We start from the raw sequence: 25456 nt of genomic DNA, 5'->3' as shown, positions 1-25456 counted from the left end.
ATCAAGGACAAGGCCAACGAGGTTATCGGCGGCCTGAAGGACGACTAATCCTCATCCGTATTTCTGCATATCGCTGCGCTGGCACCCCGCTGGCGCAGCGATTTTGTCGCTCGGGCGCACTCCCGTAGTCTGGAACGCGGTGGCGTGTCCGAGCGGCCGAAGGTGATCGCCTCGAAAGCGATTGTTGGGTAACCCCCAACCGCGGGTTCAAATCCCGCCGCCACCGCACCGAGATCCCGGTCTGTTTGCGCAGGCCGGGATTTTCTTTTTCCCGGCTAGGCCGCGGGGCGCGGGGGAGGGGCCCGGCTGGCCGCCAGCTGTGAAAACTGGGACGCAGGTGGCTTCGCGATAGGGGATTATAGGGTGCGGCCACTACACTAGGGCGAAGTTCACCCCGTCCCCCACGTGAATGCGAAGGTACATCTACCCGTGGCTACATTGCTTTATCGTCTTGGGCGCTGGTCTTTCCTCCATAAGTGGAAGGTCATCGTGGCATGGCTGCTGCTGCTCGCCGCCGTTGGCGGTGCCGCCGCTTTGCTGATGAAACCGATGACGAGCGAGTTCTCCATCAAGGGAACCCCATCTATCGACGCCACCTATAAGACCATGGACCTCTTCCCAGAGGGCGGCAACCCTGCCAATTCACCCTCGGTCAACGTGGTCTTCAAGGCCCCAGATGGCCAGAAGCTTTCTGATCCAGCAAACCGCGAGGCCATCGACGCCACCATCTCCTACCTCGAAGACAACCTGAAGATGGGCGATACCACGCGCTTTGGCAACCCGCTTGAGGTCTCGCCCCGTCTGCAAGATCAGGTCATCCACCAATTCACGGATATGGGGCTGCCGGAAGCATCTGCCCGCGCTGATGCGGATAACCTCGCCATGGTCAACGATGACGAGACCATTGCGTATACCACCTTCAATTTTGACGCCGAGTCGCCTTATAGCGTGGAGCAAGCAGATAAAGACACCGTCACGGAGGCGATGAATATCGCCCGCGACCGCGGCCTTACCGTCGAAGGCAATGGCGCAGGCTTTGGCGATGAGATCGCGGTCAACTCCACCTCCGAGATCATCGGGCTGGGCGTCGCTTTCCTCGTGCTCATTTTTACCTTCGGCTCGCTGGTGGCCTCGGGGATGCCATTGGTTTCCGCCGTCATTGGCGTGGGACTCGGCGCGCTGGGCATGTTTATTGCCACCCACTGGATTGAGCTCAATAATATGACCCCGGTTCTGGCCATCATGATCGGCCTGGCTGTGGGCATCGACTATGCGCTGTTTATTCTTTCGCGCTACCGCGCCGAGCGCCGCCGCATGGATGGGCCCGATGCCGCAGGCATGGCGGTGGGTACGGCCGGCTCCTCCGTGGTCTTTGCCGGCGCGACGGTCTTTACCGCGCTCTTCGCGCTCATCATTGCGCGCATTGGCTTCCTCACAGCCATGGGCTTGGCCGCCGCCGGCACCGTCGCGATCGCCGTCTTGGTCTCGCTCACGCTCATCCCTGCGATGCTGGGCTTGCTGGGCGATAAGGCCTTCCATGGCCGAATCCCCGGCGTGGCCGGCAACCCGACCCGCAAGGGCAAGCGCCGCCGCGGGCCCACCATGGGCAACCGGTGGGTGCGTTTAGTCCAGAAGATGCCCGGCCTGGCTATGGCGCTGGTCGTGCTCTCCTTGGGGGCTATGACCGCGCCGGTACTCCAGATGGAGCTTGCCCTTCCGGCCGATACCACGTCGAACCCCGATACCACCCAGCGCAGGGCCGCCGACATCATGTCCGAGGGCTTTGGCCCCGGCGTCAACGGTCCTTTCCTCGCCGTGGTCGATGCCCACACGGTCAACGCGGAATCCGGCGCCTTGGCCCCGCTTGTCGACGCCCAGTCCCAACCCGAACCAGCCCCCGCTCCCGAGCAGGATGCGGCCGAGAATGCTGCCCCCGAAGAGGAGATGCCTGAGCAGCCGCAGGGGGACCAGCCCGCAGCCGAGCCGGAGATCGCCCCGGCCGCTGAGGTGGTAGACACCTCCGCAGATGCGGCCGACGCTGCCTCCCCAGAGGACAAGGCCGCGCTTGCGTCCTTCCTCTACACCGCGGATCAGCTCAAGGGCTTGGGCGGGGTGAAGCACGCGCAGATTGTCGGCCTGAGCCAGGACAAGCGCGCCGCACAGATCATGGTTACCCCTGAAACCGCGCCCACGGACGCTGCAACGGTGAACGTCGCGCACGCGCTGCGCTCGGCCACCGGCGAGATCGAGGACGCCACCAGTACCGACATCGGCCTGACCGGCCTGACGGCCGTGCAGCTCGATATCACCGAGCGCCTCGAGGAAGCCATGGTGCCGTACCTGGCCATCGTCGTGGGTCTGGCCATTGTGCTGCTGCTGTTGGTCTTCCGCTCCATCTTGGTGCCGCTGGTTGCGGGCTTGGGCTTCCTGCTGTCCGTCGGCGGCGCCTTCGGCCTGACCGTCCTGGTCTGGCAGGAAGGCCTGTGGAACCTGGTGCCCGCGCCGGGCCCGCTGATTTCCTTCATGCCCATCTTCCTCATCGGCGTGACCTTTGGCCTCGCGATGGACTACCAGGTCTTCCTGGTCACCCGCATGCGCGAGCACATTTCTCGCCACCCGGAGGGCACCGGCGGGCGTTATAGCGCCGTCGACGAGGCCACCATCACCGGCTTTACCCAAGGCGCCCGCGTGGTAACGGCCGCAGCCATCATTATGATTTCGGTCTTCGTGGCGTTTATTAACCAGCCGCTGCCATTTATCCAGATCTTCGGCTTTGCCTTGGCCGCCGGCGTGCTTTTCGACGCCTTCTTTATCCGCATGACCCTCGTCCCCGCCACCATGTTCCTTATGGGCCGCGCGACGTGGTGGATGCCAAAGTGGCTGGCCAAGATTCTGCCCACCCTGGACATCGAAGGCACCGCCCTGGAAGAAGAATGGGAAGCTAAACACGCCACCCCAGCCCCTATCCCTGCAGACAAGGAAGAAGAATAGAAATGGACTTGAGCTTCGACATCGGCAAGCGCCTGCCCGAAGGTCCCGGCAAGCACGGCCGCAGCGGTGTCATCCACACCCCACACGGCGATATTCAGACCCCGGCCTTCATCCCGGTGGCCACTAAAGCCACGGTAAAGACCCTGACTCCGGAGCAGATTCGCTCCACCGGCGCGCAAGCCATTTTGTCGAATGCGTACCACCTTTACCTGCAGCCAGGCCACGACATCGTGGACGAGGCCGGCGGAGTGGCCGAGTTTGAAAACTGGCACGGCCCGACCTACACCGACTCCGGCGGCTTCCAGGTGATGTCGCTGGGCGTAGGTTTCAAGAAGGTCCTCGCGATGGATATCGCGGAACTTAGCGATAAGGACATCCGCGCGGCAAAGAAGGAGCGCATGGCGCAGGTGGACGAGGACGGCGTGGATTTCAAATCCGTTATCGACGGCTCCAAGCACCGCTTCACCCCCGAGAAGTCCATGCAGATCCAACACGGGCTGGGGGCAGACATCATGTTCGCCTTCGACGAGCTGACCACGCTCGTTGATACGCGTACCTACCAGGAAGAATCCGTCGCGCGCACGCACCGCTGGGCTAAGCGCTGCCTGGATGAGCACGATCGCCTCACTCGCGAGCGCACCCATCGGCCGAAGCAGTCCTTGTGGGGCGTCGTTCAGGGCGCGCAGTATGAGGACCTGCGCCGCCAGGCCACCCGTGGCCTGCTCGACCTCGACTACGCCGCCCGCGAGGAAGGCAAGCGCGGCTTTGGCGGTTTTGGCATCGGCGGTGCGCTAGAGAAGGAAAACCTGGGCACCATCGTTGGCTGGGTCTGCGATGAGCTACCCGAGGACAAGCCGCGCCACCTGCTCGGCATCTCCGAGCCGGACGATATTTTCACCGCCGTCGAGGCCGGTGCCGATACCTTCGACTGCGTGGCGCCGACCCGCTTGGCGCGTCGCGGCGGCGTTTACACCCTCGACGGCCGCATGAACCTCACCAATGCGCGCTTTAAGCGCGATTTCGCTGGGGTCGACGAGGAATTCGGCGGCTACGTATCTGAGAATTACTCCCGCGCCTACCTGCACCACTTGCTCAAGGCGAAGGAATTCCTCGCAGGCACGCTGTGCACCATCCACAACGTGGAGTTCATGATTCGCCTGGTGGATAATATCCGCGCCGCCATCGACGGCGGCTACTACGAGGCCTACCGCGATGAATTCCTCGGCCGCTACTACGCCGGCAAGTAGTCCTCGCGCTTTTTAACCCACGAGATAACCATGGCCGTCACCGGCAGCATGACGGCCTCCATCAGGGTCTTCCACACGAACCCCACGATGACGTAGTTGATGAAACCACCCACCGTATCCACGCCGATTACCGGCGCGGCGATGGCGCAAAACAGCAGCGTATCGCCGAATTCGCCCACCACGGTAGAGGCGATAAGGCGCGCGAAAAGCCCCTTTTCGCCCGAGCGCTTCTTCATCGCAGTCAGCGTCCAGGCATTGAGTAGCTGGCCCACGAGATAGCCGGCTAGCGAGGCGGCCAGAATCTGCGGCATCAGGCCAAGCGTGGCCGCGAAGGCCTCCTGGCCCTCATAGAAATCGGCCGCCGGCAGCCAAATGGCGATATAGAAGCACACGGCCGCCAAGATGGCCATCGCGAAGCCGATGTAGACCGCGCGGCGCGTGGATTTAAAGCCATAGCACTCGGAGAGCACGTCGCCGACGATATAGGCCAGCGGGAATAGAAAGAAGGCACCGTCGGTCACCAGCGGGCCGAGCTGGACGCCCTTGGTGGCGTTGATATTGGAAATCAGGAAGGTCACCACAAACACGGTGACCAGCCAAGGGTAGAGAGTAGAGCGGACGGGAATGAAGCGCACTTCAGCGCCGTTCGTTTTTTCCATGCCCGCCATTGTGCCAGCCCGTAGACTGTTGGCATGAATTCTGCGACCACCGGCGCCGGCCGCTACGCGCCGAGCCCCTCGGGGGATCTGCACTTCGGCAACCTCCGCACGGCGCTTCTGGCGTGGCTTTTTGCCCGCTCGACGGGGCGGCGCTTTGTGGTGCGCGTGGAGGACATCGATAAGCAGCGCTCCTCCCAGGAATCGGCCGAGCGCCAGCTGGCGGACCTGCGCGCGCTCGGACTGGACTGGGACGGCGAGGTCATCTACCAGCACGATCGCGACGCTGCCTATGAGCAAGCCTTGGCCCAGCTGCCCACCTACGAATGCTATTGCTCGCGTAAGGACATTCGCGAGGCCTCCCGGGCCCCGCACGCCATCCCCGGCCAGTACCCGGGCACCTGCCGCAACCTCACCGAAGACCAGCGCGCGGCCAAGCGCGCCGAGCTGGCGGCCCAGAATCGCCAGCCCGCCCTTCGCCTGCTTGCCGACGTCCCCACATTCACCATCCACGACGCCCTCCACGGAACCTATACCGGCGACGTCGATGACTTCATCCTGCGCCGCGGTGGCCAGGACACCGGTTGGGCGTATAACTTGGCCGTCGTCGTCGACGATGCCTTCCAGGGCATCGACCAGGTAGTCCGCGGCGATGACTTGCTCTCCTCGGCGCCGCGCCAGGCCTACCTCGCCTCGCTGCTCGGCATCGAAGCGCCGGAGTTTATCCACGTCCCGCTCGTGCTCAATGCATCCGGCGAGCGCCTGGCTAAGCGCGATGGGGCGGTGACTATGCGGGAGATGGGGGAGGAGGGGGACGTCGTCAAGCAGCTGGCGGCCTCGCTGGGGTATGAAGCCGGCAGCGCCGCAGAGCTGCTCGCGCAATTCGCGCCCGACCGCTTAAGCCCTGATCCCTATATCTGGCGCGGGTAAAATCTGGGCCCATGGACGTTCTTCTGGTGCTCATTGGGCTCATGCTGCTGACCGTGTTCGTCGTCGCCATCGGTGACAAGATTGGGCTGCCGTGGCCGGCGTTGCTGACGATCATTACTGCCTGCGCCGTCTTCGTGCCGGGGCTACCCAGGTTTGAGCCGCCCACCGAGCTCATCCTGCCGATTTTCCTGCCGCCGCTGCTGTGGGCGCTGGCCCGGCGCACCTCGTGGGGCGTTATCCGTGAACAATGGGTGACTATCTTGAGCCTGTCCGTGCTGCTGGTTGTCGCCACCACGCTGGCCGTCGGTGCCACGGCCTACGCCTTCTTGCCCGGCATTAGCCTGGCCGCCGCCATCCTCATCGGTGCGGCCATCGCCCCACCGGACCCCGTCGCAGTCGATGCCGTGGCCGAGCCCGCCGGCATCCCGCGGCGCATCATCACCACCTTGCAGACCGAAGGCCTGTTTAACGATGCCGCCTCTATCGTCGCCTTCAATCTTGCCTTGACGGCCGTAACCCAAGGCGATGAGCTCTCCTTTGGCGGCGGCGTGCTGAACTTCTTCTACTCTGCATTCGTCGCGGGCGGCCTGGGATGGATCGTCGGCCGGCTGGTGGCACTGTTTATCACCCACGTCCACGACGTCACCGCGCGCAACGCGCTGACCTGGGTGACGCCGTTTGCCGTCTACCTCATCGCGGAGGAACTCGGTGCCTCCGGCGTTATCGCCGTGGTCATCGCGGCCGTAGAACTTAATTCCCGGGCCGATATCCAGGCCGAGGACCGCCTATCCGGTCAGTCCTTCTGGGAGACCATCGAACTGCTCTTTACTGGCGTGGCCTTCGGACTCATTGGCCTGACGGTCAATACCGCCATCGGCGAAGTGGGCTCGGACCTGTGGCATTCGGTGGTCGTGGGCGTCATCTTGTCCCTCGTGGCCTTTGTTGTCCGTTTGGTGTGGATGTATGCCTATTACCGCATCAACGTCTCCCGCGGCCGCCCACGGGTTGCGCCGCTGCGCCTGCAAGAGGTACTGCTGATGACGTGGTCCGGCATGCGTGGACTTGTCACTTTGGCGCTGGTTTTGTCCATCCCGGCGGGCGTGTTTAGTTTCCACCATGAGCTCGCCGTCATCGCGTTGACGGTCTTGCTGACCACGATGGTGGTGCCCGGCCTGCTCTTGCCGTGGTTGATGGAGCGACTCGACCTCACGGAAGCCTCCCAGATTGCCAGCGATAAGATGCGCGCTGCCGTGGTTGGCCGTGCGCGTGCGGCCAGCATCGAGGCACTGTCGAACTTCCGGCCGGATGGGCATATCGCGCCCGACGCCGAAAAGGTGGATCCGGAAATTTCCGCCAACGTTATCCAATGGCTGGAAGACCGGATTGGTGATGGCGAGGATGTTTCCGAAGACTCCCGCAAGCAACGCGCCTGGCAGTTCCGCCACGTAGCTCTGGAGGCCCGCCGGACCGCTCTGACGGCGGCACAGGAGGAGCTGCTGCGCATGCGCGGCTACCGCGCCTATAACCCGGCCATCGTGGACGAGGTGCTGGAAGAAATCGACCGCATGGTCCTAGGCACCAAGCGCCACTAGGCTGGGCGGCATGAATGCCTTCGACTATGCGCAGCTTGAGGACGCGCTGGATTACCTCTACGACTTCCTTGACCAGGACCTAGCGGACCGCGTGCGCACCGAGCGTGAATACGTTCCAGAAGGGATGGAAGGCTTGCTTGCCGACGACTCCCTCGACGACTACGTCTGGCTGTGGATCAAAGACTCAGGCCCGAACGGCTTCCGGCAGTACCTGCGCGACGGAGGCTATCCCGAGGCCGAGGTCGCCCAGGCCTTCCTCTGGGCGCGCACTGAGTGGGGCATGAACACCCCGCCGCATATTGCGTGGCTAAAAGAAGACGGCTACGAACCGCCGGTCATCGATTAGCGGCTAGCGCGGCGTCGGCTAGCGCGGCCGAGCGCAGGTATAACAAAAATCCCGGCTCCGTTGCTATGCAGCAGGAGCCGGGATTTCCTGTGGCGGAGGATGTGGGATTTGAACCCACGAGGGGCGTGAACCCCGCACGCGTTCCAGGCGTGTGACATAGGCCGCTAGTCGAATCCTCCGAGAAGAAACATTAGCAGCCGTGGCAATTATTTTACCAATCGCCAGGTCAGGGCGTGTTTTCGGGGAATTTTAACCGTTGTGTGGTGGCTAGGTATCGAGAGCGGTACCCGCGAGCGGCGGAGGGCTGCGCGGCCGGAGTCCCATTTGGCTAAACCGGCGCTCGGGCGTTAAAGTATGGGGCAGGATTCCGCGTGGCGTCCATCCTCTGAACTCCCCCAGGGCAGGAATGCAGCAAGGGTCAGGAGGCTCTGACGGGTGCGCGGGGTCCCCTTTTTGTATGGCGTGCGTTACTATTGGGGGCTAAAAGTCGCCCTATACATGGAAGGTAGACATACGCATGTCGCTTCTTACTTTGGAATCGTCCGAACTAACTGAGCTCGCCGCTCAGGTCCGTAAGGACTACGAGGACCTTAAAGCTAAGGGCCTGAAACTGGATTTGACCCGCGGCAAGCCAGCGAAGGCGCAGCTAGACCTCTCCAACGATCTCCTCGCCCTGCCAGGCCTGGGCCATTACACCGACGCGGCCGGAAACGACCTGCGTAACTACGGCAACCAAAAGGGCATCAAGGAACTGCGCGACATCTGGGGCAAGCTGACCAACATGGACCCCGAGCTGCTCGTGGCCGCAGATTCTTCCTCCCTGAACATCATGTTTGACCTGATTTCTTGGGCGTTCCTCTTCGGCACCAATGATTCCGCGCAGCCGTGGAGCAAGGAAGAAAAACTCAAGTGGATCTGCCCAGTGCCGGGCTATGACCGCCACTTTGCCATCACGGAGCAATTTGGCTTCGAGCTGGTGACGGTGCCGATGGAAGAAGACGGGCCGGATGTAGAGGCCGTCGAAAAGCTGGTGGCGGACCCGACAGTCAAGGGCATGTGGGTGGTGCCGATGTTCGCCAACCCCACCGGCGCCGTGATTTCTGAGGACAAGGCCCGCCGCCTCGCCCGCATGCAGGCCGGCGCACCGGATTTCCGCATCGTGTGGGATAACGCCTACGCCGTGCATACCTTGACTGAAGAGTTCCCGGAAATTCTGCCGATTCTGGATATCGCCGCGGAAGAAGGCCACCCGAACCGCTTCTGGGCCATGTCGTCCACCTCGAAGATCACCTTCGCGGGCGCGGGAGTGGGTTTCTTCGGCACCTCGGAGGATAACCTCGAGTGGTACCTAGAGCATGCCGGCATTCGCGGCATCGGCCCGAATAAGATTAACCAGCTGGCGCACCACGAGTTCTTCGGCTCCGCAGAAGGGGTGCGCGCGGTGATGCGCCGCCACGCCGCGCTGATTAAGCCGAAGTTCGATGCGGTGCTGCGCATCCTGGAAAAGCGCCTGGGCGAGTACGAGGTGGCGCAGTGGACCAACCCGAAGGGTGGCTACTTCATCTCCCTCGACGTTGTCGACGGCACCGCCAACCGCGTCTGGGAGCTTGCGCGCGACGCCGGCATCCTGCTTACCCAGGCGGGCTCGGCCTTCCCTTATGGCCAGGACGACAATGACCGCAATATCCGCCTCGCCCCAACCCTGCCGCCGCAGGAAGAGGTCGAGACCGCGATGGACGGCGTCGCTACCTGTGTGCTGCTTGCCGCCGTGGAGAAGCTGGGGGCCTAAAATCAACGCCGACGAGTCTGCCCTGTGGCTGAGCGAGATTATCCCGGCGCCGCTGGAGTTCCGCTACGTCGATGAGCGCCGGCTAGGCCTCGCCGCGCTTGCCGACGCCCAATCGCTCGCCCTCACCACCACCTTCAACAACACCGACACCGGCCTGCAGAGCCAGGACGACGGCACCGATGTGCGCTGCGAGCTGTTGACGGTGGCGCGTACCGGGCAGCCCGAGGTGGCTGCCGCCGTAAATGCCGCGGCCGATACTTTCGAGAAGGCCGACGGTCTGCTTCCGGCGCAGCCGGGCGTGATGCTGCCGTCCATCCTCGACGCGCCGGGAATTACCGTGCACCACGGACTCTTCATCGCGCCGTACCTGTGGGGCGGGCAGACCCCGCAATTTCGCGAAGAGGGCCGCCTGACCCTCATCCTGCAGCTGGTCATGCTGACGGATTCGGAATATGCGTTTGGGGTAGAAGAGGGCGTCGGCAAGCTGCAGGGGGCAGTGGCCGAGCAGGGCATTGACCTGCTGGACTGGTCGCGCGAGGGTTAGCCGGTAAACTGGCTAACCGTGGCTTTATACCGGAAATACCGTCCAGCAACGTTTGCGGAGGTCGTGGGCCAAGAGCAGGTCACCACGCCGCTATCCGCCGCCCTCGATGCGGGGCGCATCAACCACGCCTATCTCTTTTCCGGCCCGCGCGGCTGCGGCAAGACCTCCTCGGCGCGAATTATGGCCCGTTCGCTCAACTGCGAGCACGGGCCGACCTCGACGCCGTGTGGCAAGTGCGATTCCTGCGTCTCCCTGGCCCCCGGCGGCCCCGGAAACTTGGACGTGACGGAGCTTGACGCCGCCTCGCATAATGGCGTGGAAGACATGCGGGAGCTGCGCGATCGCGCCTACTACGCGCCGGCCGAATCGCGCTACCGCATCTTCATCATCGACGAGGCGCATATGATTTCGCCCTCCGGCGCTAACGCGCTGCTCAAGGTAGTGGAGGAGCCGCCGGAGCACGTCATTTTCATCTTCGCGACCACGGAGCCGGAGAAAATTATCGGCACCATTCGCTCGCGTACCCACCACTATCCCTTCCGCTTGCTGACCCCGCCGGCCATGAAGGGCTTGCTGCAGCGCACCGTCGCGGCCGAGGGCGTGCATGTCGAGGACGCCGTATACCCCATGGTCATTGAGGCGGGCGGTGGTTCCCCGCGCGATACGTTGTCCTTGCTGGACCAGCTGCTGGCCGGTGCCGGGCCCGATGGCCTGACCTATGACCTCGCCCGGCCGCTTTTGGGTGTCACTGATGTTTCGCTGCTTGACGACGCCATCGACACCCTCGCCAACCAAGACAAACCCGGCCTCTTCGCGATGGTGGACCATGTCATCGAGGCCGGCCACGACCCGCGTCGCTTCGCTATCGATTTGCTCGACCGCCTGCGCGATCTGATGATCCTGCAGGCCGTGCCCGGCGCTATCGAGGCCGGCCTCGTCTCCGCGCCCACCGACCGCGCTTCTGTGCTTACCGCCCAGGCGCAGCGTTTTTCCGGCCCGCAGCTGACCTACTTGGCATCCACGGTCAACGACCGCATCAGCGATCTCACCGGTGCGACCTCGCCGCGCTTGCTGCTGGAAATCATGTGCGCGCACCTGCTTATCGGGTCCACCGGCCCCGCGGCCACCGGCGCCACCGTCCCCGCGGCCGCACCCGGAGCGCCCGTGCCTGCCGGCCCTGCGACCCCGGGCGGTGCCGCCGCGGCAACCTCAGCTGTCGCAGGTGCCCAAGACCCCCAGTCCGCTGCGGCCGCCATTATCGCGCGCCGTCGCGCCAAGTCCCAGGAGCAGCACTCCGCTGGCTCTGAGCCCGCCCCTCAGCCGCAAACGCAAACCCAGCCCCCGGCTAAGACCGCGCAATCGTCCGCCGAGCAGCAAACCCCGCAGCAACAACAGCAGCCGCAGTCGGAGCCGCAAGAGTCCCAGGATCCGTGGCAGCGCGAACGGCGCATACCGCAGTCGGCGCCGGCCCAGCAGGAGCGGCAGGAGCAGCGCGAGCCATTGGAGAAACCCGTACCGGCCCGCGCGGAGGAATCCGCCCAGGAAGCAACGGCGCGATCTGGGGGCCAGCCCGCTGCGGAGACGGCGTCGGAAAGAGTGTCGGAAACGGCGCAACCGCAGGCAACGCAAGAGCCGGAAGGCGACTTTGCGGAAACCGTGAGGGAGAAATGGGTGGCGTTGAGGGGGAGCGTCGGAAAGCGGAATAAGGTAGCGGAAATTATGCTTGCCGAAGCCCGCGTGCTTGGCTTCCGCGATGGCACGCTAACGCTGGGACACACCACCGGTGCCCTTGCCGAGCGAATCAATGCGCCCGCCAATAACGCCGTTATCGTGGAGGTACTCAAGGAGGAGTTCCAGCGCGATGTGGCCGTGACCTGCGTGGTAGGCACTGACCCGAAGACCGCCGGTTTCAATGCCCCACGGCCGGCGCAGCGCAAGGAGGCGTGGACACCGAATCAGCCCGCGCGCGAGCCTGCCGACGACCAGGAGGCGGAGAGTAAGCAGGAAAACACGCCGGGCTGGCGCTCGCGCATCGCACGGGCGACGCAGGCCGCCAAGCAGCGCGATGAATCGCAGTTCAGCAACGGCGTGCCGCTGCCGCCCGAACCCGAGCCGGAGCCCGATGAGGTACCGCCCGAGGAACCGCCGGCCTATACCCGCGATGACGAAGAACGCGACATGATGGAGGCCGCGCAGTCCACCGGTGAAATGGATCATCGCAGCGCTACCGAGGTAGCTATGGAATTGCTGGAGCGGGAACTAGGCGCGCGGCGTGCCTAGGCGGCGAGCACGGTACACTCGGGCGGTAGCGAAATTTAAAGTTGATTTAGAAAGGAAACACCATGGCTGACCAAGACCCAATGCAGCAGGCAAATGACATGAACGACCTCATCGCGCAGGCCGCGCAGGTGCAGGCGGATTTGCAGAAGGCGCAGGAAGAAATCCTCGCTACCAACGTCGAGGGCCAGGCAGGCAATGGCCTGGTCAAGGTGACCATGACTGGCGGCGCCGAGCTCGTGGACTTGCAGATTGATAAGTCCATCGTGGATCCAGAGGACGTCGATACGCTGCAGGACCTGGTTATGGGTGCGTTCAAGGAGGCCCACGCTGCGGCCGGACGCCTGGCACAGGAAAAGATTGGCCCGCTGTCCCAAGGCATGGGTGGCCAGGGCGGCCCGTCTTTTGAGGATGTCTTCGGCGGCAACCAGTAGCCCGCGCGATACGATATAAGGCCGTTGCCCCGGGGTGGGGCGGCGGCTTTTGCCGATTTTGGGAGTAATTGATGTTTGAAGGACCTCTGCAAGACCTCATCGACGAGTTTTCGCGCCTGCCGGGAATCGGCCCGAAGTCGGCGCAGCGCATCGCGTTTCACGTTTTGCACATGGAACCCGAGGACATCGAGCGGCTGCAAAACGCGCTGGGCGCGGTGCGCGACGGCGTGACCTTCTGCCGCATTTGCTGCAATATTTCGCGTGAGGATGTCTGCCGCATCTGCATTAACTCGCAGCGCGACGCCTCTACTATCTGCGTGGTCGAGGAGCCTAAGGATATCCAGGTTATTGAGCGCACCGGCGAGTATGAGGGCCGCTATCACGTTTTGGGCGGCGCGTTGGACCCGCTGGCGAATGTGGGTCCGCGTGATTTGAATATCTCCACACTGCTGCAGCGCCTAGGCGGCGTGTTGCCGGACCGAGAGCTTGCAGACTCCACCCCCGAAACCCCGCTTTACGACGCCACCCCCACCATCCACGAAGTCATCCTCGCCACCGACCCCAATACGGAGGGCGAGGCGACCGCCGCATACCTGGTGCGCTTGCTGCGCGACTTCCCTGATTTGAAGATCACCAGGTTGGCCTCCGGCATGCCGCTCGGAGGCGATTTGGAGTTTGTGGACGAGCTCACCTTGTCTCGCGCGCTTTCCGGCCGCCTGACCATATAGCACGTTGAGCGCCCTGGCCAGTACTGGGCGAATGCGGAGCTACAGCGGCTAGGGCACGGCGGCCGTAGGCCCGGTTCGCGCTCGGCCGGTGAATACCGGCGGGCCGTGCGCCTCCTTTGTCGTCGTGCTGCATCTGCTGCTGCGCCCGCTGCGCCTGTTGTCGGGTTCGTTGCTGTGCCCCATGTGTGTATGCCTGTCCTGGCTAGCGGGCGGGAGCCAGGCGATCCGGCCCCGAATACGCGCCATCCGGCCGCGGCCCGGCAGCCCGTTGATGGAGTTGTGATACGGGCACAATAGCGTCATGTTCTCAGGATGGGTGTGGCCGCCGCGGGAGTATTCGATGAGGTGGTGGGCTTGGCATTCGGAGGTAGGGCGTCGGCAAGCGGGCCAGGCGCAGCGGGCGCCTTCGGCCTCGAGCATGCGGCGTTGCTTGGCGGAGGCCTGCCGGGTGCGGTAGAGGTTGACCGGGCCGCGCTCGGGATGGATGAGCGTGAAGAGTCCCGCGCCGGCTAGGGTGCGGCGGACTAGTTCGGCGCCGGTGATAGTGGCGCCGTTGGTCATAGCGAGGCGGATATCCTCGCCGTTTCCAGCGAGGATTTTCAGATAATCCGGCAGCTCGATGATGACATTGGTGGTCACGGTAGCGGGCGCGGTGGCGCGGGAGCCGTTAAGCCAGGCTAGCGGGTCGGATTTAGCGGCGGCCCAGATATCGGCCATTTGTGCGGCGGGGCCGGTGAAACTCAGGGTGGTTTTCTCCCCGTGCATAATCCGGCGTCCGCCGTCTTCGCGCTCGGGCGGAGGGTTGAATTCGCGCAGCAGACGGGTAGCCGCGCGCGAGACGTGCGCGGTGGTGCCGGCGGTGGCGCAGAGCTGCTCGCGGAATTGCCAGCGCTTGGTGGGGTCGCTAATGCTGCGCGAGCGACGGGCGATGAGCGCGAGGGTCTCTAGGCAGTGGTGATTGCGGCGCGCGGCGGCCAGTGCGCGGGCTTGGTAGCGCGAATGGCTGGTGGGCGAGAGAAAGGCCGCGGCGGTCCGGCGCAGGGTGCGCGCTTGGTCCGCGGGCAGGGGCAGGCTGGAGGCGGCGTGGACCTCTTCGAGAAGATCCACGCCGCGCTTAGCGATGTCGCCCAGCTGCTCCAATAACGTCATGCCCCGTAGCCTATTGGCGTGGGATGCGCGGCTACAAGGGGCAGCGGCCGGGCCTGTGGATAACTCGGGATTTCAGGGCCGTCGGGCGCAGTTATCCACAGTTATGGGCCTATCTTTGGGAGCGCGGGGGCTCGGAGGCGTTGAAACGTTCGACACGCAGGCGGTCAACGGCCGGGATCTCAAGCGGTTCAAGATCCGCGAGGGCCACGCCCATCGCTTGGGCGAGGAGGAGATCGGCCAGCTGCGGGTTTCGGGCCAGTGCCGGGCCGTGCATATAGGTGGCGATGACGCTGCCTTGGACGGCGCCTTCGTAGGTGCGCTGGGTGGAGCCATCGGCAAGGTCGGCGGTGGCGGCCTGGTCTGCATTGCCATTGCCACGCGTGAGCGTGCCGAGGGGCTGCGCGGAGGGGCCAAGGATGGTGGCGCCCAGGTGGTTTTCAAAACCGGTCAGCGGCTCGGTGAGGTCCGCGGTAACTCCAGCGTGGGTGGGTTTGGAAGCCACCTCGCCGATGGCACGGTCCTGCATGCCGGCCGTGGTGGCATCGAGCAGGCCGACGCCGTCGATGATGCGGCCGGAGGCGCGGAAGGACTCGCCCAGGACCTGCAAGCCAGCACAAATGGCAAAGACCGGGCGGCCGGCGTTGGCGGCGCGGCTCAGGCCGCCATCGGAAATCAGGTGGTCCGCGGCTAGGATCTGCGCGGTATCTTCGCCGCCGCCGAGGGTGTAGATATCCAGTGTCTCAGGCACGGGCTCACCCAAGCGGATCGGGTGAATTTCCGCCTGTAGGCCGCGCATGCGGGCGCGCTGGCGCAGGACGAGGGCGTTGCCGTCGTCACCGTAGGTACCGAGGACGTCGGGAAGCACTAGGCCGATATTAAGCATTGGTGGCCTCCTTGGAAAGCGCCTTCTTCAAATCGCGGAAGGCGGTGTAGTTGGCGAGGACCTCGATGCGCCCCTCCGGGCAGGCGGCGAGCGCATCGAGCGGATCCGGGATGAGCTCGTGGGAGATATCGGCGTAGACCACGCGCACCGCCAGGTCGGTGCCGCGCTCGCCGGCGGCCTTCACGCTGAGGCCATTGAAGCCTTCGAATTTCACGTCCCACAGCCAGGACATGTCAATGCCATCGGCCACCTGGCCGTTGGTGGCGATGATCAAGCCATCGGCGCTGCGGTCCACCATGGACAGCGCTTCTTGCCAGCCGGCCGGGTTCTTGGCCAGCAGCAAGCGAATCTCGCGGCCGCGCCAGTGAATGGTGGAGTAGCGACCGGCCACATCATCGATGCTTTCGGCGGCCGCAATGGCTTTGTCGAGGTCCACGCCGAAGCCTGCGACGGCGGCAGCGATGGCTTGGGCCGCGTTGCCCCGGTTAGCACGGCCAGGCAGCGCCAGGTTCAGGGGGCGTTTAGCGGTGGGGGTGATAATGCCATGCTTATCGACGCCCCACGTTGGCTGCGGCCGGCGGAATTCGCGGCCGTCGGCAAGCGGCTTGACGGCGTACCAGTCATCCTCGGTGCGCACGACGTGCCCGCCGGTGCGCGGGCAGGTAACGGAATCGCCGAGCCAGCCGGCGCCGGCCGAAACCCAGATGACATTCTTGGCGTCATAGGCCACGGAGGTCATCAGAACGTCATCGCAGTTGGCGATGACGAGCATGTCCGGGTGGGCTTCCACAGCGCCGCGCAGAGCCCGCTCGATCTTATTAATCTCGCCCACGCGGTCGAGCTGGTCGCGGGTGAGGTTGAGCAGAACTAGCGCCTGCGGGTTCAGGTTATCGGCTACGTGGGGCACGTGGAGCTCGTCCACCTCGAGTACCAGGTGGGAGGCGTCCTTGCCGGCCATGAGTGCGGAGATGATGCCGGCATCCATGTTGTCACCGCCGTCGTTGGTGGCTACGGTGTGCTCGGCGCGGACTGCGGCGGCTAGCATGCGGGTGGTGGTGGACTTGCCGTTGGTGCCGGTCACTAGCACGGCCGGGCGCCCACCGCCCAGGTTGGTCATGATGGAAGGGTCAATGGCATTGGCGATTAGACCACCGATCATTCCGCCGGCGCCACGGCCGGTGGCGCGGGAAGCGGTGGTGGCCAGCTTCGCGGCGGTAGTGGCGGTGGTGGTGCGCAACTTCCTCAGCGCACCCGGGACTCTAAAACTCATGTCCCCTAGGGTAGTCGCGCGGGCGGCTTAGTCGTTCTTTTTCCCCGCCGAGCCGCCAGAATTTCGTCGGCCCCTGCCGCGACCACCGCGGCCGCCCCGGCGACGGCGGCGCTTTTGGTTCTTAGCGCCGCCTTTTTTGTTGTTGTGGGAAGAGCGTTGGGGCCGGGGCGTGGGTTTGCCGGATTCGGGTTCCGGCACGGCGTCTTCGATGCGGGTGAGGGCGTCAAGAAACGCGGTATCGGACATCAGCGGAATGCCCTTGCGGTGGGCGTGCATGGGTTTTCCCACCAAGTCAGTGGTCACGTTGCACACGACCAGCGAGGATTCGCGGGTGAGCTTTTCGGAATAATTGAGCTCCTCACGCATGAGCGCGGCGATGATGGCGTCCGGGTCCTCGAGGATTTCCGGAGCGACCACGATTTCCATGCCGCGGCGCAGTTCCTTGCCCGGCTCGTATTTGCCGGGGTTGTGGTGTTGGACGGGGGCTTCGGCAGCGTCGACTCGCACGTGGGAGCGTTGCAGGCCGAAGCGGTCGGCGCGCACGTCCTCGGGCGCATAGCTGCGCACCGTGCCACCTCGTTGCTTGCGGTAGAGCGCGATGAGCAGTTCGGTTTGTTCGCGCGAAGTCTCGGGTTCGGGCCGCTTGGCGCGCTCCACCGAGGCCTGTGGCGAAGCGTCCAAGCCGCTCTGCTTAGCGACACCCCCTAAGCGCACATCATTCGACCGCACCTGCTGCGCATAGGAGGTGCCCAAAGTATCGATGATGCGGACGGGGGTGGGGACGTGTCCGACCTTCTGGCGGCGCCGGCGGCCCTTGTTGCGGCCGCGGTTGCGCGCGCGATTTTGGCGGGCGGCGGCCATCATGGCACGGCGGGCCTCGGCGACGAGAAAACCCCAGGTATAGGGGAGGTCGTGGACGATGAGTGTGCGGCCGTCAATAAGCTTGTCCAGCGATTTGAGGATCTTGCCAAAAGCTGGCGCCTGCTCAATATCGGTGGTGCTCAGCCCGTGGAGGTGGCGCGGCCCGGCATCGATATCGGGCTTGAGGACGGCGTGGAATTGCTGGCCCTGCTCGCCGGCTTCGTTGAACGCAATGGCGTCGATAGTAACGATGCGCCCGGTGCTGGGATGGATGCCGGTGGTCTGGATGGTCAGCGCCACATAGGGAAAGTCCGCTGCCTCATTGGACGAGTCGGCCTGCTGCGGCTGTTGCTGAGCCGGTGGGTGCGGTTTCGGTTTCGGCTTGGGTTTCGGGGCGTCTGGCTCTCCGGAGGCACGGACCGCACGGCGGGGCTTAGTGCGGCGCTGTTCCATGCCTGGTTTGGGCGCTGTGGACCTGGCCGCGTGGCGCGAAGCTACCGTCGCGGGCGACGGCGCTGGGGCCGACGCCGACGGGTGCTGCGGGGAGGGGCCAGGTGTGTTGTTCATTAAACTCAGTGTAGTATCCCGCATTTCGTGCAGGGGGACAGGGCGCGCCGCTTAATCTTCTACAACGACGACAATGACCTTCGGCGGGGTTGTTTGTTCCTCAGGTTCTTCAGGGTGCCCCGGTGTCTCTGGCTGCTGCGGTTCAGCCGGCTCTTTCGGCTCTTCCGGCTCTGTCGGTTCTTCTGGTTCGAGCGGTACGAGGGGCTCATCCGAGCCGTCCGGCGCGCCGCGGTCTCCCGTGGGCAGTTCCGGTTCGACCTCTGGTTCTGGCTCCGGGGTGGGCACGATTTCCGAGCCAGGGATCGTCGTCGTTGGGACAGTAGTTTCCGGCTCTGGCGTTGGCTCGAGTTCGGAACCTGGGATAGTGGTGCTTGGCACGGTGGTATCCGGTGCCGGCTCAGCCTGGGGCTCCGAGGTCAATAACGAAGATGTCGTTGTAGGCGCAGTCGGCTCCGCAGGCGTTGGCTCTGAGGACTCTGGTGCGGGCAGTGGCGTCTGCTTATCCGTCGAGGTGGTGGCGCCGTCTTCAGTTGTGGTCGTTTCAGCCGAAGTCTTTTCCGAAGTAGGCGTATTTGAAGTAGGTAGGTCGGACGGCTCGGCAGGTGCGGTAGCCTCCGTCGACGTCGTGGCCTTCGATGGTGACGTCGAAGTTGCAGAATCCGTAGATGCCGTGGTCTGCGCGGGCTCCGTGGTCTGCGTTGTCTGGGAAGGCTCGGCCGATGACGAAGACGTGGAGGTTGCAGTCGGCTCCTTCGCCGCTAGCTGCGGCGCCGGCTCAGAGCTGGAAGATGGCGCCGCGGCCGGAGTCGAAGCCGGGGTCGATTCGACGTTATTAGCCGCAGCGGCGGCGGCAGCGGCTGCGGCGGAGGCGGCGCGGGAAATTGCCTGGGAATCCTGGCGGTGGTGCTCGCCATGGTCCTCACCACGGTGCTTGCCGTGGTGGCCGGCGGCAGGGGTCGTGGCACGGTCAGTCTGAGGGGTGTGCGTCGGCCGCGCCTGCTTAGACGGTTGGGGCGCGGGGGCGTGGCGGTGCTGCGGTGGTGTCTCAGAGGGGGCGTCGGCAAGCGGGTGCTGGGTCGGGGAATCCGCGCGGGATGGCGCGGCGACACCGCTGGTGGGACCAGCATCGTGGATGCGGGGCGTGGCGGGGTGCGCGGGGCGCTTGGGACCAATGCCATCGAAATGGGAAGAATCGTCGGTGGAATGCGAGTGGGTGTCCGAAAGAGCTTCGTCCTCACTAAGCATGTGGGTAGCCACGGTGGTGCCGCCACCAACTAGCACGGCGACACCGGCTGCGGCCAGCAGATTCGAGGTCACGGCCCCAGAAACGCCGGCGGCATTGGCGGCAGAGGTGATGGCAAAACCACTTGTGGAGGAGGTGCCAGCGGCAGAGATTCCGGCAGTGGGGCCGCTGGGAACGCTGGTTGCGGCCTGTGCGCGGGCTGCGGTGGCCGCGGACATGACGGCGGCGCCACCGGCGACAACGCCCAGAACTAGGCCGGCGTGGTGCCTATTGGCAGCGTTGTGCGCGTAGATGGTCAGCGCGGGGCGGTCATCGGCGTCGTAGTGGAAGTAGCCGTGGGCAATGGCGAGGCGGCCGGATTTGGTGCAGTCGAGCACGGCGGGGGCAATCTCGCGGGCGGCATCGCGCGGGAGGGAGCCTAAGAAGATGCTATTGACATAGACATCAACGGTATTTCGCCGCAGGAAACCACGGGTGCGCAAGGAGACGAGGTAGTGCTCGTCGGTGTGCGGAAAGCCAGTGACGTCTTTGGAAAACTCCGTCAATGTGGCGGCAGCCTCGCCCGGCAGCATGGTCCAGCGCTGCGCCGGCGGGTTATTGGCGGGGATGCACAGGTGCGGTGCCGGCAGGAGCAGGTTGAGCGTGGGCCACTCTTCGCCGGAGGCATCTGTCATGCTCACGTGGGCGGTGGCGCGTGGGCGTAGGCCGGCGCTGAGAACCCAGTCAAAGAGTGCGTAGGCCTGGGAATCGGCGGCGCTGAGACGGCCAAGGAGAGAATCGCCGATCCACACCGCGAAGCCGTCCTGGGCGGTGCGGGGGCCGAGCTCCGCAGAGAGGTAACCGCCTTCTGCGGCGGTGGACTCGAGCAGTTCGCTGAAAACTTCTGGCGAAACATCCTCGATGGGCAGATTATGGATCACGCCAAAACCGTGGTCAGGGACCACGTAGGTGGCGGAATCCAGCGAAGTCATTGGGGCCTTTCGATAGGGGGTAATAGTAACACTGTATTTTAGGCACTGCCGTGGGCCATTTCCAATTTCCCCGGCTGGTGAACAAGGGTGTTACCCTGCCCGAAAGTTTTACAGAATAAAAATGAGCACGGCGATGAGCGCTGCAATCACCAGTAGGGCCATGACGGCGGGCCACCACCGGCGGCGGGGTGCGGGGTCATCGGTGCTTATGGCGCGGAAGCTCGTAGTTTCGAAGGTTTCCGTGGCGGCGGGGGAGGTAGGGGCGGCGTCGGCAAGCGAGGCTTCCTTCGAATCCGGCAGCGGCGCCCCCGCGTAGATGCTGAGCACGCGGCCGGTGTTGCGCGGCGCATGATAGGCATGGGCCAGGGTTATGCCCTGCTTGGCGACGTCCACCCCTTCCAACCGCCCCACAAACTGCGGGCCCATATAAGCATCGGTGCCGGAACCGGTGCTGCTGGGCGAGAGCGTAACCAATACGTGCATGCGGGCGTGGGCGGGAATGTCCAGATCCGCGGGAAGATCGGCGATGTCGATGGGTGGGGCATAGCCCAGCATTGTCCACGGGCCCGCTGGCGGATTATTCGCCGGCAGGCAAAGGCCCGGCCGGGGCAGCAGTAGCGACAGAGAGCCATCGGGCTGCGGCGCGGCGGTGGCTGCAGGGGTCAGCCCGGCGCGAAATAGTAGATCTATTTCGGGATACTCCGCGCGGTCGGCGCTGGTGATGTGCCCGATGGTGGAGTCGGTACGCACCTCCAACCCGCCGTCTGGGCGGGGTGCCAAGGTGACGGTGAACTCTCGGTTTTCCTTCGTCTGCGCATCGTAGATGGGCAGGGCCTGCACGGCGCCCAAGCCACGGTGCGGTATGAGGTAGGTAGAAGAAGGCATACCCACCCTTCTACCACGCCGGGCCGCGGCGCCGGCGAGCAGGCCTAGGCCAGGGCGCGGTTGACGGCGGAGTTAATCGCGTTGATGGAAGCCCGCGTGGTGGACCCGGCGATGCCCGCTCCCCAGACCTTGTTCTGGTTGACGTCGGCGGCGATATAACAGGCGGCCTCGGCGTCGTCGCCGGCGGAACGGGACTGCTGGGAGTATTCCATGACCTCGAAGTCGATGCCCAGGGATTCCAGGGCGTTGGCATAAGCCGCAATGGGTCCGTTACCGCTGCCTGAGACGGTGGACTTTTCCCCGTGGAAAGCCACGGTGGCGGTCACCGATGCATCCCCATCTTCTGTTGGGGCATTGTCCATATGGAAAGACTCCAGGGTCAGCGGATCCTCGCGGTCCAGGAACTCGGTGGCAAAGATATCCCACATGTTTTTAAAATTGACCTCGCCGCCTTCGGAGTCGGTGATTTCCTGGACCACGCTGGAAAATTCCGCTTGCATGGCGCGAGGCATATTGATGCCGTGATCGGTCTTCATGATGTAGGCAACGCCGCCCTTGCCAGACTGGGAGTTGACGCGGATGACCGCCTGGTAGTCGCGGCCCACGTCCTTTGGATCGATGGGCAGGTAAGGAACCTCCCAGATGGCCTCGCGCATTTCTTCCCACGAGACCTCGGTATTATTCGCGCCGGGGCGGATGGTGGCTGCCAGCGCGTCCAAGCCCTTATTAATTGCGTCCTGGTGGGAACCGGAGAACGCAGTAAAGACCAATTCGCCGCCATAGGGGTGGCGCTCCGGCACGCGCAGCTGGTTGCAGTATTCAACGGTTTCGCGAATCTGCGGCAGATCGGAAAAATCAATCTGCGGGTCCACACCCTGGGTGAGCATATTCAGGCCCAAAGTGACGAGATCTACGTTGCCGGTGCGCTCGCCGTTGCCAAAAAGGCAGCCTTCGATGCGGTCCGCGCCCGCCATAAAGCCAAGTTCGGCGGCGGCGATTCCCTCGCCGCGGTCATTATGCGGGTGCAGTGAGAGCACGACGTCCTCGCGGCGGGCAAGATTGCGGTGCATCCATTCGATGGAATCGGCGTAGATATTGGGCGAAATCATCTCCACGGTGGATGGCAGGTTGATGATCATTGGATTCTCTGGGGACGGATCCATGATGTCTACCACCTCATCGCAGACCTCGCGGGCGAAGTCCAGCTCGGTACCGGTGAAGGATTCGGGGGAGTATTCCCAGCGCCAAGTGGTATCTGGGTAGTCGGCGGCGATGGACTTAATGAGTGTGGCAGCATCGGTGGCCAGCTTCTTAATGGCAGGTTTGTCTTTGCGGAAGACTACGCGGCGCTGCAGCTTCGAGGTGGAGTTATAAAAGTGCACGATGACGTTCTTGGCGCCCTCGCAAGCTTCAAAGGTGCGGCGGATCAGGTGATCGCGGGCCTGTACCAGGACCTGAATGGTGACGTCATCGGGAATTTTATTGCCCTCGATGATTTCGCGGACAAAGTTGAAATCGGTTTGGGAGGCAGAGGGGAAGCCCACCTCGATTTCTTTGTAGCCCATCTTGACCAGCAGGTCGAACATGCGGTGCTTGCGCTCTGGGCTCATGGGATCAATCAGCGCTTGGTTACCATCGCGCAGATCCACCGCGCACCACTGGGGAGCGTGGGTGATTTTCTGACTAGGCCATGTGCGGTCCGGCAGGTCGATGTTTTCTACCTCGACGGCGAAGGGTTGATAGCGCTCGTGGGGCATGGCGGAGCCGCGCTGCTTATTCCACGCGGGTTGTCCTTCGCGGCGTGGGCCGGTGGGGGTGGTGATGTCGCGCGGGGCGCTGATAAAAGAGTCGGTGGGGGACATGGGGTGCGGTTTCCTTTTCTGGTGTCTATGGGGAAAGACGGCCAGCTGGGCTTGGGTAGCCGGACTCCGCGACGGGGCGCTGGCCAGTGCTTAGGCCGAAATCCCGCCGCGGCAGATAAGGAGTAGGTCATTCCGCTGTGTCATATCGGTCACACTACAGGCTTTCTCACTGTGCGGCAAGAGATTTCATTCAATGAGACGCGGTGGTGGTGGGGTACCATGCCTTTCGTGTCTAATCCCCGCCATGCCAAGCCCCAAACATCATCCATATTGCGTTCCTTGTGGGCGCCTGCCGCACTCGTTGCACTCATTGGAGCCGCATTGCGCGTAGGCGTACTCGCAGCGGTGGCCGCCGCGCAGGACGATAAGCTGTGGGGGCTGCTCAATAAGTGGGACGCTAAGCACTACGTAGAAATCGCCCGCGGCGGGTACTTTGGTGCGGATATTTCTACGGATGGGCCGGTCCATGAGACGACCATGGCCTTCTTCCCGGGATTCCCCTTCCTCGTGCGTGGGTTAAGCAGCATCTTTGGTACCGACGAAGCGGGCACGGCCATTGCGCTCAATGTGCTCTTTAGCATCGCGCTGGCTGCCGGTGTGATGGCCTTGGCTGCGCGCATGGGCATGGGGAAGTGGGCCCAGGTGCTCAGTGCTGTGATGGTGACCTGTGCGCCGATGTCCATCGTGTTTTCCATGCCGTATACCGAGGCACTTTTTGGGGCCCTGGCCATATGGGCGGTGGTGGCGCTCGTAGATGAGCGATGGTGGGCTGCCGCGGCACTAATTTTTGTAGCCGGACTCGTGCGTCTTACCGCGGTGGATCTCGTTGCGGTCTTTGCATTCATGGTGCTGCTGCGGGCGCGAAAGAACTGGCGGGCCTGGGCCGCGGTGGTGTTTTCGGTCGTGCCGCTGGTGGGGTATTTGTGGTGGTCGAGCAGCCATCTCAAAGAAGTTGGCGGTTATTTTGGGATCCAGAAAGAACATTGGAACTCCAGCTTTGATGGCGGCAAAGCCACGGTTATCTGGCTTTGGGAGACGCTTAGCGGGGCTACTAACGGTGGATATCTGCTCAGCGCCGGCGTGATGATCGCTGCCCCGGTTTTCCTTGTGTTGGCATGGCGCCGCCTGCCGTTAGCGGCCTGGCTATTCTCTGCGGTGCTGATGGCGAACGTGCTGCTTTCTGATGGCATTATGCACTCGCGGCCCCGGCTGCTCCTGCCGGCGGTGATTGTGTTGTTGCCGTGGGTGAAAAAGGGGACGTCGGCAAGCGTGGCGGTTGGCGCCTGGGCCCTGTTCGGGGCGTGGTTTTCGGCCTATATGCTCGGCGTATTTGAGTGGGCCATTTAGCCGCGCTGGCTTACCGGGCTGCGGGAGAGCACGATGGTGGAGAGCACCATAACGGTAAGGGCGATGAGCATAATTGCCCAACCGACGGCCGTATCGATGAGGAATTTCTCTCCCAGCACCATGTAGCCCAAGCCGAAGGCCACGATGGGTTCAAAGATGGTCATGGCCGGCAGGGAATGGGCTAGGGGGCCGGCATTAAAGGAATATTGCTGCACTACGGTGCCGGTGAGCGCGAGACCGATGAGGCCGTAGAACTGCCAGCTTGCCAGTAGCGTGGCAAGGCCTTCGTGGGTGAAAATGTCCACCACGGCCTTTGATAGCAGGGCGACGAAGCCGTAGATGACGCCGCAGGCCGTGCCCAACGCTAAGGGACGGTTATCCGGTAGCTTCGTGGCTACCGCAGCAAGTAGGGCGAGGGTGACCAACCCTACAAGGAGCGCCGGCCACCAATCGCTCCATTCCGGGCGGGGGTTTCCTGCGACCGGACGGCCGTAGACGACCATGATGCCCACCGCGATGGTCAATGCAATAGACCAAAAGACCTCGTGGAAAGGCATTTTGCGGCCGGAATACCACGCCGAAAGCGGCAGGGTAAACATTAAGGACAGCACCAAGATGGGCTGGACCACCAGCAAGGTACCAAAACCGAGGGCGATGACCTGCAGGCCATAGGCGCCAATGGCGGCCGCGGTGCCCACCCACCACAAGGGGTTGGACATGGCGGCGCGCATGACCGAATCATCGGCGTCGAGGGCAATGCGGTGGCGGATGACCGTGCCCCAAGCAACCGTCAGCGCGGATGCGAGCGCGAAAAAGATGGCGAGGAGGTTGCTTAACACCCGCTCAACGGTAGTAAAAAATCCTGCTATATGCATATTCTTCCC

General features: G+C 63.8%; 20 protein-coding genes, 2 tRNA genes and 1 other RNA gene. 13 read left to right on the top strand and 10 right to left on the bottom strand.

Annotated features, from left to right (window positions below):
• Positions 1-138: 138 nt before the first annotated feature.
• From WMP97_RS10790 to tgt, 3 genes are all read left to right on the top strand, one after another.
• Positions 139-226 (top strand) — tRNA-Ser (locus tag WMP97_RS10790).
• A 203-nt stretch (positions 227-429) separates the two neighbouring features.
• Positions 430-2991, top strand: coding sequence for an MMPL family transporter (locus WMP97_RS10785; protein WP_340440486.1), 2562 nt, complete (start codon positions 430-432; stop codon positions 2989-2991).
• 2 nt (positions 2992-2993) lie between these two features.
• Positions 2994-4238 (top strand): tRNA guanosine(34) transglycosylase Tgt, encoded by a 1245-nt coding sequence (gene tgt, locus WMP97_RS10780; protein ID WP_023020378.1) that lies wholly within the window; start codon positions 2994-2996, stop codon positions 4236-4238.
• Here the strand turns inward: tgt and WMP97_RS10775 are convergent.
• The gene (locus tag WMP97_RS10775; protein ID WP_369707467.1) at positions 4223-4897 is read right to left on the bottom strand and encodes a queuosine precursor transporter; all 675 of its coding nucleotides are present in this window, start codon (positions 4895-4897) and stop codon (positions 4223-4225) included. The two genes, tgt and WMP97_RS10775, sit on opposite strands and share 16 nt — an antisense overlap.
• 33 nt (positions 4898-4930) lie before the next feature.
• On the opposite strand from WMP97_RS10775, the gene gluQRS reads away from it, so the two are divergent.
• Genes gluQRS through WMP97_RS10760 form a run of 3 tightly spaced genes read left to right on the top strand, consistent with a single transcriptional unit; the run spans position 4931 to position 7762 of the window.
• Positions 4931-5824 (top strand): tRNA glutamyl-Q(34) synthetase GluQRS, encoded by an 894-nt coding sequence (gene gluQRS, locus WMP97_RS10770; RefSeq protein WP_340440485.1) that lies wholly within the window; start codon positions 4931-4933, stop codon positions 5822-5824.
• 11 nt (positions 5825-5835) lie between these two features.
• Complete coding sequence (locus WMP97_RS10765) at positions 5836-7416, top strand: cation:proton antiporter (protein ID WP_340440484.1); 1581 nt, start codon at positions 5836-5838, stop codon at positions 7414-7416.
• Between the two features lie 10 nt (positions 7417-7426).
• Positions 7427-7762, top strand: a complete 336-nt coding sequence (locus tag WMP97_RS10760; protein WP_023020382.1) for a hypothetical protein — start codon at positions 7427-7429, stop codon at positions 7760-7762.
• A gap of 90 nt (positions 7763-7852) precedes the next feature.
• Here WMP97_RS10760 and WMP97_RS10755 read toward each other — a convergent pair.
• A tRNA-Ser gene (locus WMP97_RS10755) sits at positions 7853-7941 on the bottom strand.
• Positions 7942-8120: 179 nt separating this feature from the next.
• On the opposite strand from WMP97_RS10755, the gene ffs reads away from it, so the two are divergent.
• From ffs to recR, 6 genes are all read left to right on the top strand, one after another.
• Positions 8121-8219: signal recognition particle sRNA small type (ffs, locus tag WMP97_RS10750), an RNA gene on the top strand.
• Between the two features lie 60 nt (positions 8220-8279).
• On the top strand, positions 8280-9551 hold the full coding sequence (locus WMP97_RS10745; protein WP_301732931.1) for an aminotransferase class I/II-fold pyridoxal phosphate-dependent enzyme: 1272 nt from the start codon (positions 8280-8282) through the stop codon (positions 9549-9551).
• On the top strand, positions 9514-10095 hold the full coding sequence (locus WMP97_RS10740) for a hypothetical protein (protein ID WP_239207830.1): 582 nt from the start codon (positions 9514-9516) through the stop codon (positions 10093-10095). The genes WMP97_RS10745 and WMP97_RS10740 overlap by 38 nt, the downstream gene beginning before the upstream one ends.
• A gap of 18 nt (positions 10096-10113) precedes the next feature.
• Positions 10114-12375 (top strand): DNA polymerase III subunit gamma and tau, encoded by a 2262-nt coding sequence (locus WMP97_RS10735; RefSeq protein ID WP_340440483.1) that lies wholly within the window; start codon positions 10114-10116, stop codon positions 12373-12375.
• Between the two features lie 62 nt (positions 12376-12437).
• Entirely contained in the window at positions 12438-12806 is a 369-nt protein-coding gene (locus tag WMP97_RS10730; RefSeq protein WP_023020386.1) for a YbaB/EbfC family nucleoid-associated protein, read from the top strand.
• A gap of 71 nt (positions 12807-12877) precedes the next feature.
• Positions 12878-13534: a recombination mediator RecR gene (recR, locus tag WMP97_RS10725; protein WP_023020387.1), complete on the top strand. Its 657-nt coding sequence runs from the start codon at positions 12878-12880 to the stop codon at positions 13532-13534.
• 48 nt (positions 13535-13582) lie between these two features.
• On the opposite strand, the gene WMP97_RS10720 is transcribed toward recR, so the two are convergent.
• From WMP97_RS10720 to leuA, 7 genes are all read right to left on the bottom strand, one after another.
• Positions 13583-14683 (bottom strand): HNH endonuclease signature motif containing protein, encoded by a 1101-nt coding sequence (locus tag WMP97_RS10720; protein WP_340440482.1) that lies wholly within the window; start codon positions 14681-14683, stop codon positions 13583-13585.
• Positions 14684-14792: 109 nt separating this feature from the next.
• The gene (locus tag WMP97_RS10715) at positions 14793-15566 is read right to left on the bottom strand and encodes a type 1 glutamine amidotransferase (RefSeq protein ID WP_239204861.1); all 774 of its coding nucleotides are present in this window, start codon (positions 15564-15566) and stop codon (positions 14793-14795) included.
• Positions 15559-16836, bottom strand: a complete 1278-nt coding sequence (locus tag WMP97_RS10710) for a Mur ligase family protein (protein ID WP_340440481.1) — start codon at positions 16834-16836, stop codon at positions 15559-15561. Before WMP97_RS10710 ends, WMP97_RS10715 begins: the two co-directional genes overlap by 8 nt.
• A gap of 27 nt (positions 16837-16863) precedes the next feature.
• Positions 16864-18264 carry a DNA polymerase III subunit epsilon gene (locus tag WMP97_RS10705; protein WP_340440480.1) on the bottom strand — a complete coding sequence of 467 codons (1401 nt, stop codon included), beginning with the start codon at positions 18262-18264 and terminating at the stop codon, positions 16864-16866.
• 51 nt (positions 18265-18315) lie between these two features.
• A complete protein-coding gene (locus tag WMP97_RS10700) occupies positions 18316-20478 on the bottom strand; it encodes a hypothetical protein (RefSeq protein ID WP_340440479.1) in 2163 nt (720 codons plus the stop codon).
• Positions 20479-20586: 108 nt separating this feature from the next.
• Positions 20587-21363 (bottom strand): hypothetical protein, encoded by a 777-nt coding sequence (locus tag WMP97_RS10695; RefSeq protein ID WP_248099253.1) that lies wholly within the window; start codon positions 21361-21363, stop codon positions 20587-20589.
• A 44-nt stretch (positions 21364-21407) separates the two neighbouring features.
• A complete protein-coding gene (gene leuA, locus WMP97_RS10690; protein ID WP_340440478.1) occupies positions 21408-23225 on the bottom strand; it encodes a 2-isopropylmalate synthase in 1818 nt (605 codons plus the stop codon).
• 219 nt (positions 23226-23444) lie between these two features.
• On the opposite strand from leuA, the gene WMP97_RS10685 reads away from it, so the two are divergent.
• Complete coding sequence (locus WMP97_RS10685) at positions 23445-24572, top strand: mannosyltransferase family protein (protein ID WP_239204849.1); 1128 nt, start codon at positions 23445-23447, stop codon at positions 24570-24572.
• Here WMP97_RS10685 and WMP97_RS10680 read toward each other — a convergent pair.
• A complete protein-coding gene (locus WMP97_RS10680) occupies positions 24569-25447 on the bottom strand; it encodes a DMT family transporter (RefSeq protein WP_200288367.1) in 879 nt (292 codons plus the stop codon). The two genes, WMP97_RS10685 and WMP97_RS10680, sit on opposite strands and share 4 nt — an antisense overlap.
• Between the last annotated feature and the right edge of the window lie 9 nt (positions 25448-25456).

It is taken from the genome of Corynebacterium sp. KPL4072, assembly GCF_037908395.1.
Taxonomy (GTDB): Bacteria; Actinomycetota; Actinomycetes; order Mycobacteriales; family Mycobacteriaceae; genus Corynebacterium; species Corynebacterium kefirresidentii.
This window is presented reverse-complemented; position numbering and strand designations above follow the sequence as displayed.

Bases quoted from the DNA above. Each gene is read 5' to 3' on its own strand.
- WMP97_RS10760 (WP_023020382.1), top strand. From the start codon at position 7,427: ATGAATGCCTTCGACTATGCGCAGCTTGAGGACGCGCTGGATTACCTC.
- gluQRS (WP_340440485.1), top strand. From the start codon at position 4,931: ATGAATTCTGCGACCACCGGCGCCGGCCGCTACGCGCCGAGCCCCTCG.
- WMP97_RS10705 (WP_340440480.1), bottom strand. From the start codon at position 18,264: ATGAACAACACACCTGGCCCCTCCCCGCAGCACCCGTCGGCGTCGGCC.
- WMP97_RS10720 (WP_340440482.1), bottom strand. From the start codon at position 14,683: ATGACGTTATTGGAGCAGCTGGGCGACATCGCTAAGCGCGGCGTGGAT.
- WMP97_RS10765 (WP_340440484.1), top strand. From the start codon at position 5,836: ATGGACGTTCTTCTGGTGCTCATTGGGCTCATGCTGCTGACCGTGTTC.
- leuA (WP_340440478.1), bottom strand. From the start codon at position 23,225: ATGTCCCCCACCGACTCTTTTATCAGCGCCCCGCGCGACATCACCACC.
- WMP97_RS10745 (WP_301732931.1), top strand. From the start codon at position 8,280: ATGTCGCTTCTTACTTTGGAATCGTCCGAACTAACTGAGCTCGCCGCT.
- recR (WP_023020387.1), top strand. From the start codon at position 12,878: ATGTTTGAAGGACCTCTGCAAGACCTCATCGACGAGTTTTCGCGCCTG.
- WMP97_RS10700 (WP_340440479.1), bottom strand. From the start codon at position 20,478: ATGACTTCGCTGGATTCCGCCACCTACGTGGTCCCTGACCACGGTTTT.
- tgt (WP_023020378.1), top strand. From the start codon at position 2,994: ATGGACTTGAGCTTCGACATCGGCAAGCGCCTGCCCGAAGGTCCCGGC.
- WMP97_RS10710 (WP_340440481.1), bottom strand. From the start codon at position 16,836: ATGAGTTTTAGAGTCCCGGGTGCGCTGAGGAAGTTGCGCACCACCACC.
- WMP97_RS10775 (WP_369707467.1), bottom strand. From the start codon at position 4,897: ATGGAAAAAACGAACGGCGCTGAAGTGCGCTTCATTCCCGTCCGCTCT.
- WMP97_RS10715 (WP_239204861.1), bottom strand. From the start codon at position 15,566: ATGCTTAATATCGGCCTAGTGCTTCCCGACGTCCTCGGTACCTACGGT.
- WMP97_RS10695 (WP_248099253.1), bottom strand. From the start codon at position 21,363: ATGCCTTCTTCTACCTACCTCATACCGCACCGTGGCTTGGGCGCCGTG.
- WMP97_RS10730 (WP_023020386.1), top strand. From the start codon at position 12,438: ATGGCTGACCAAGACCCAATGCAGCAGGCAAATGACATGAACGACCTC.
- WMP97_RS10685 (WP_239204849.1), top strand. From the start codon at position 23,445: ATGCCTTTCGTGTCTAATCCCCGCCATGCCAAGCCCCAAACATCATCC.
- WMP97_RS10680 (WP_200288367.1), bottom strand. From the start codon at position 25,447: ATGCATATAGCAGGATTTTTTACTACCGTTGAGCGGGTGTTAAGCAAC.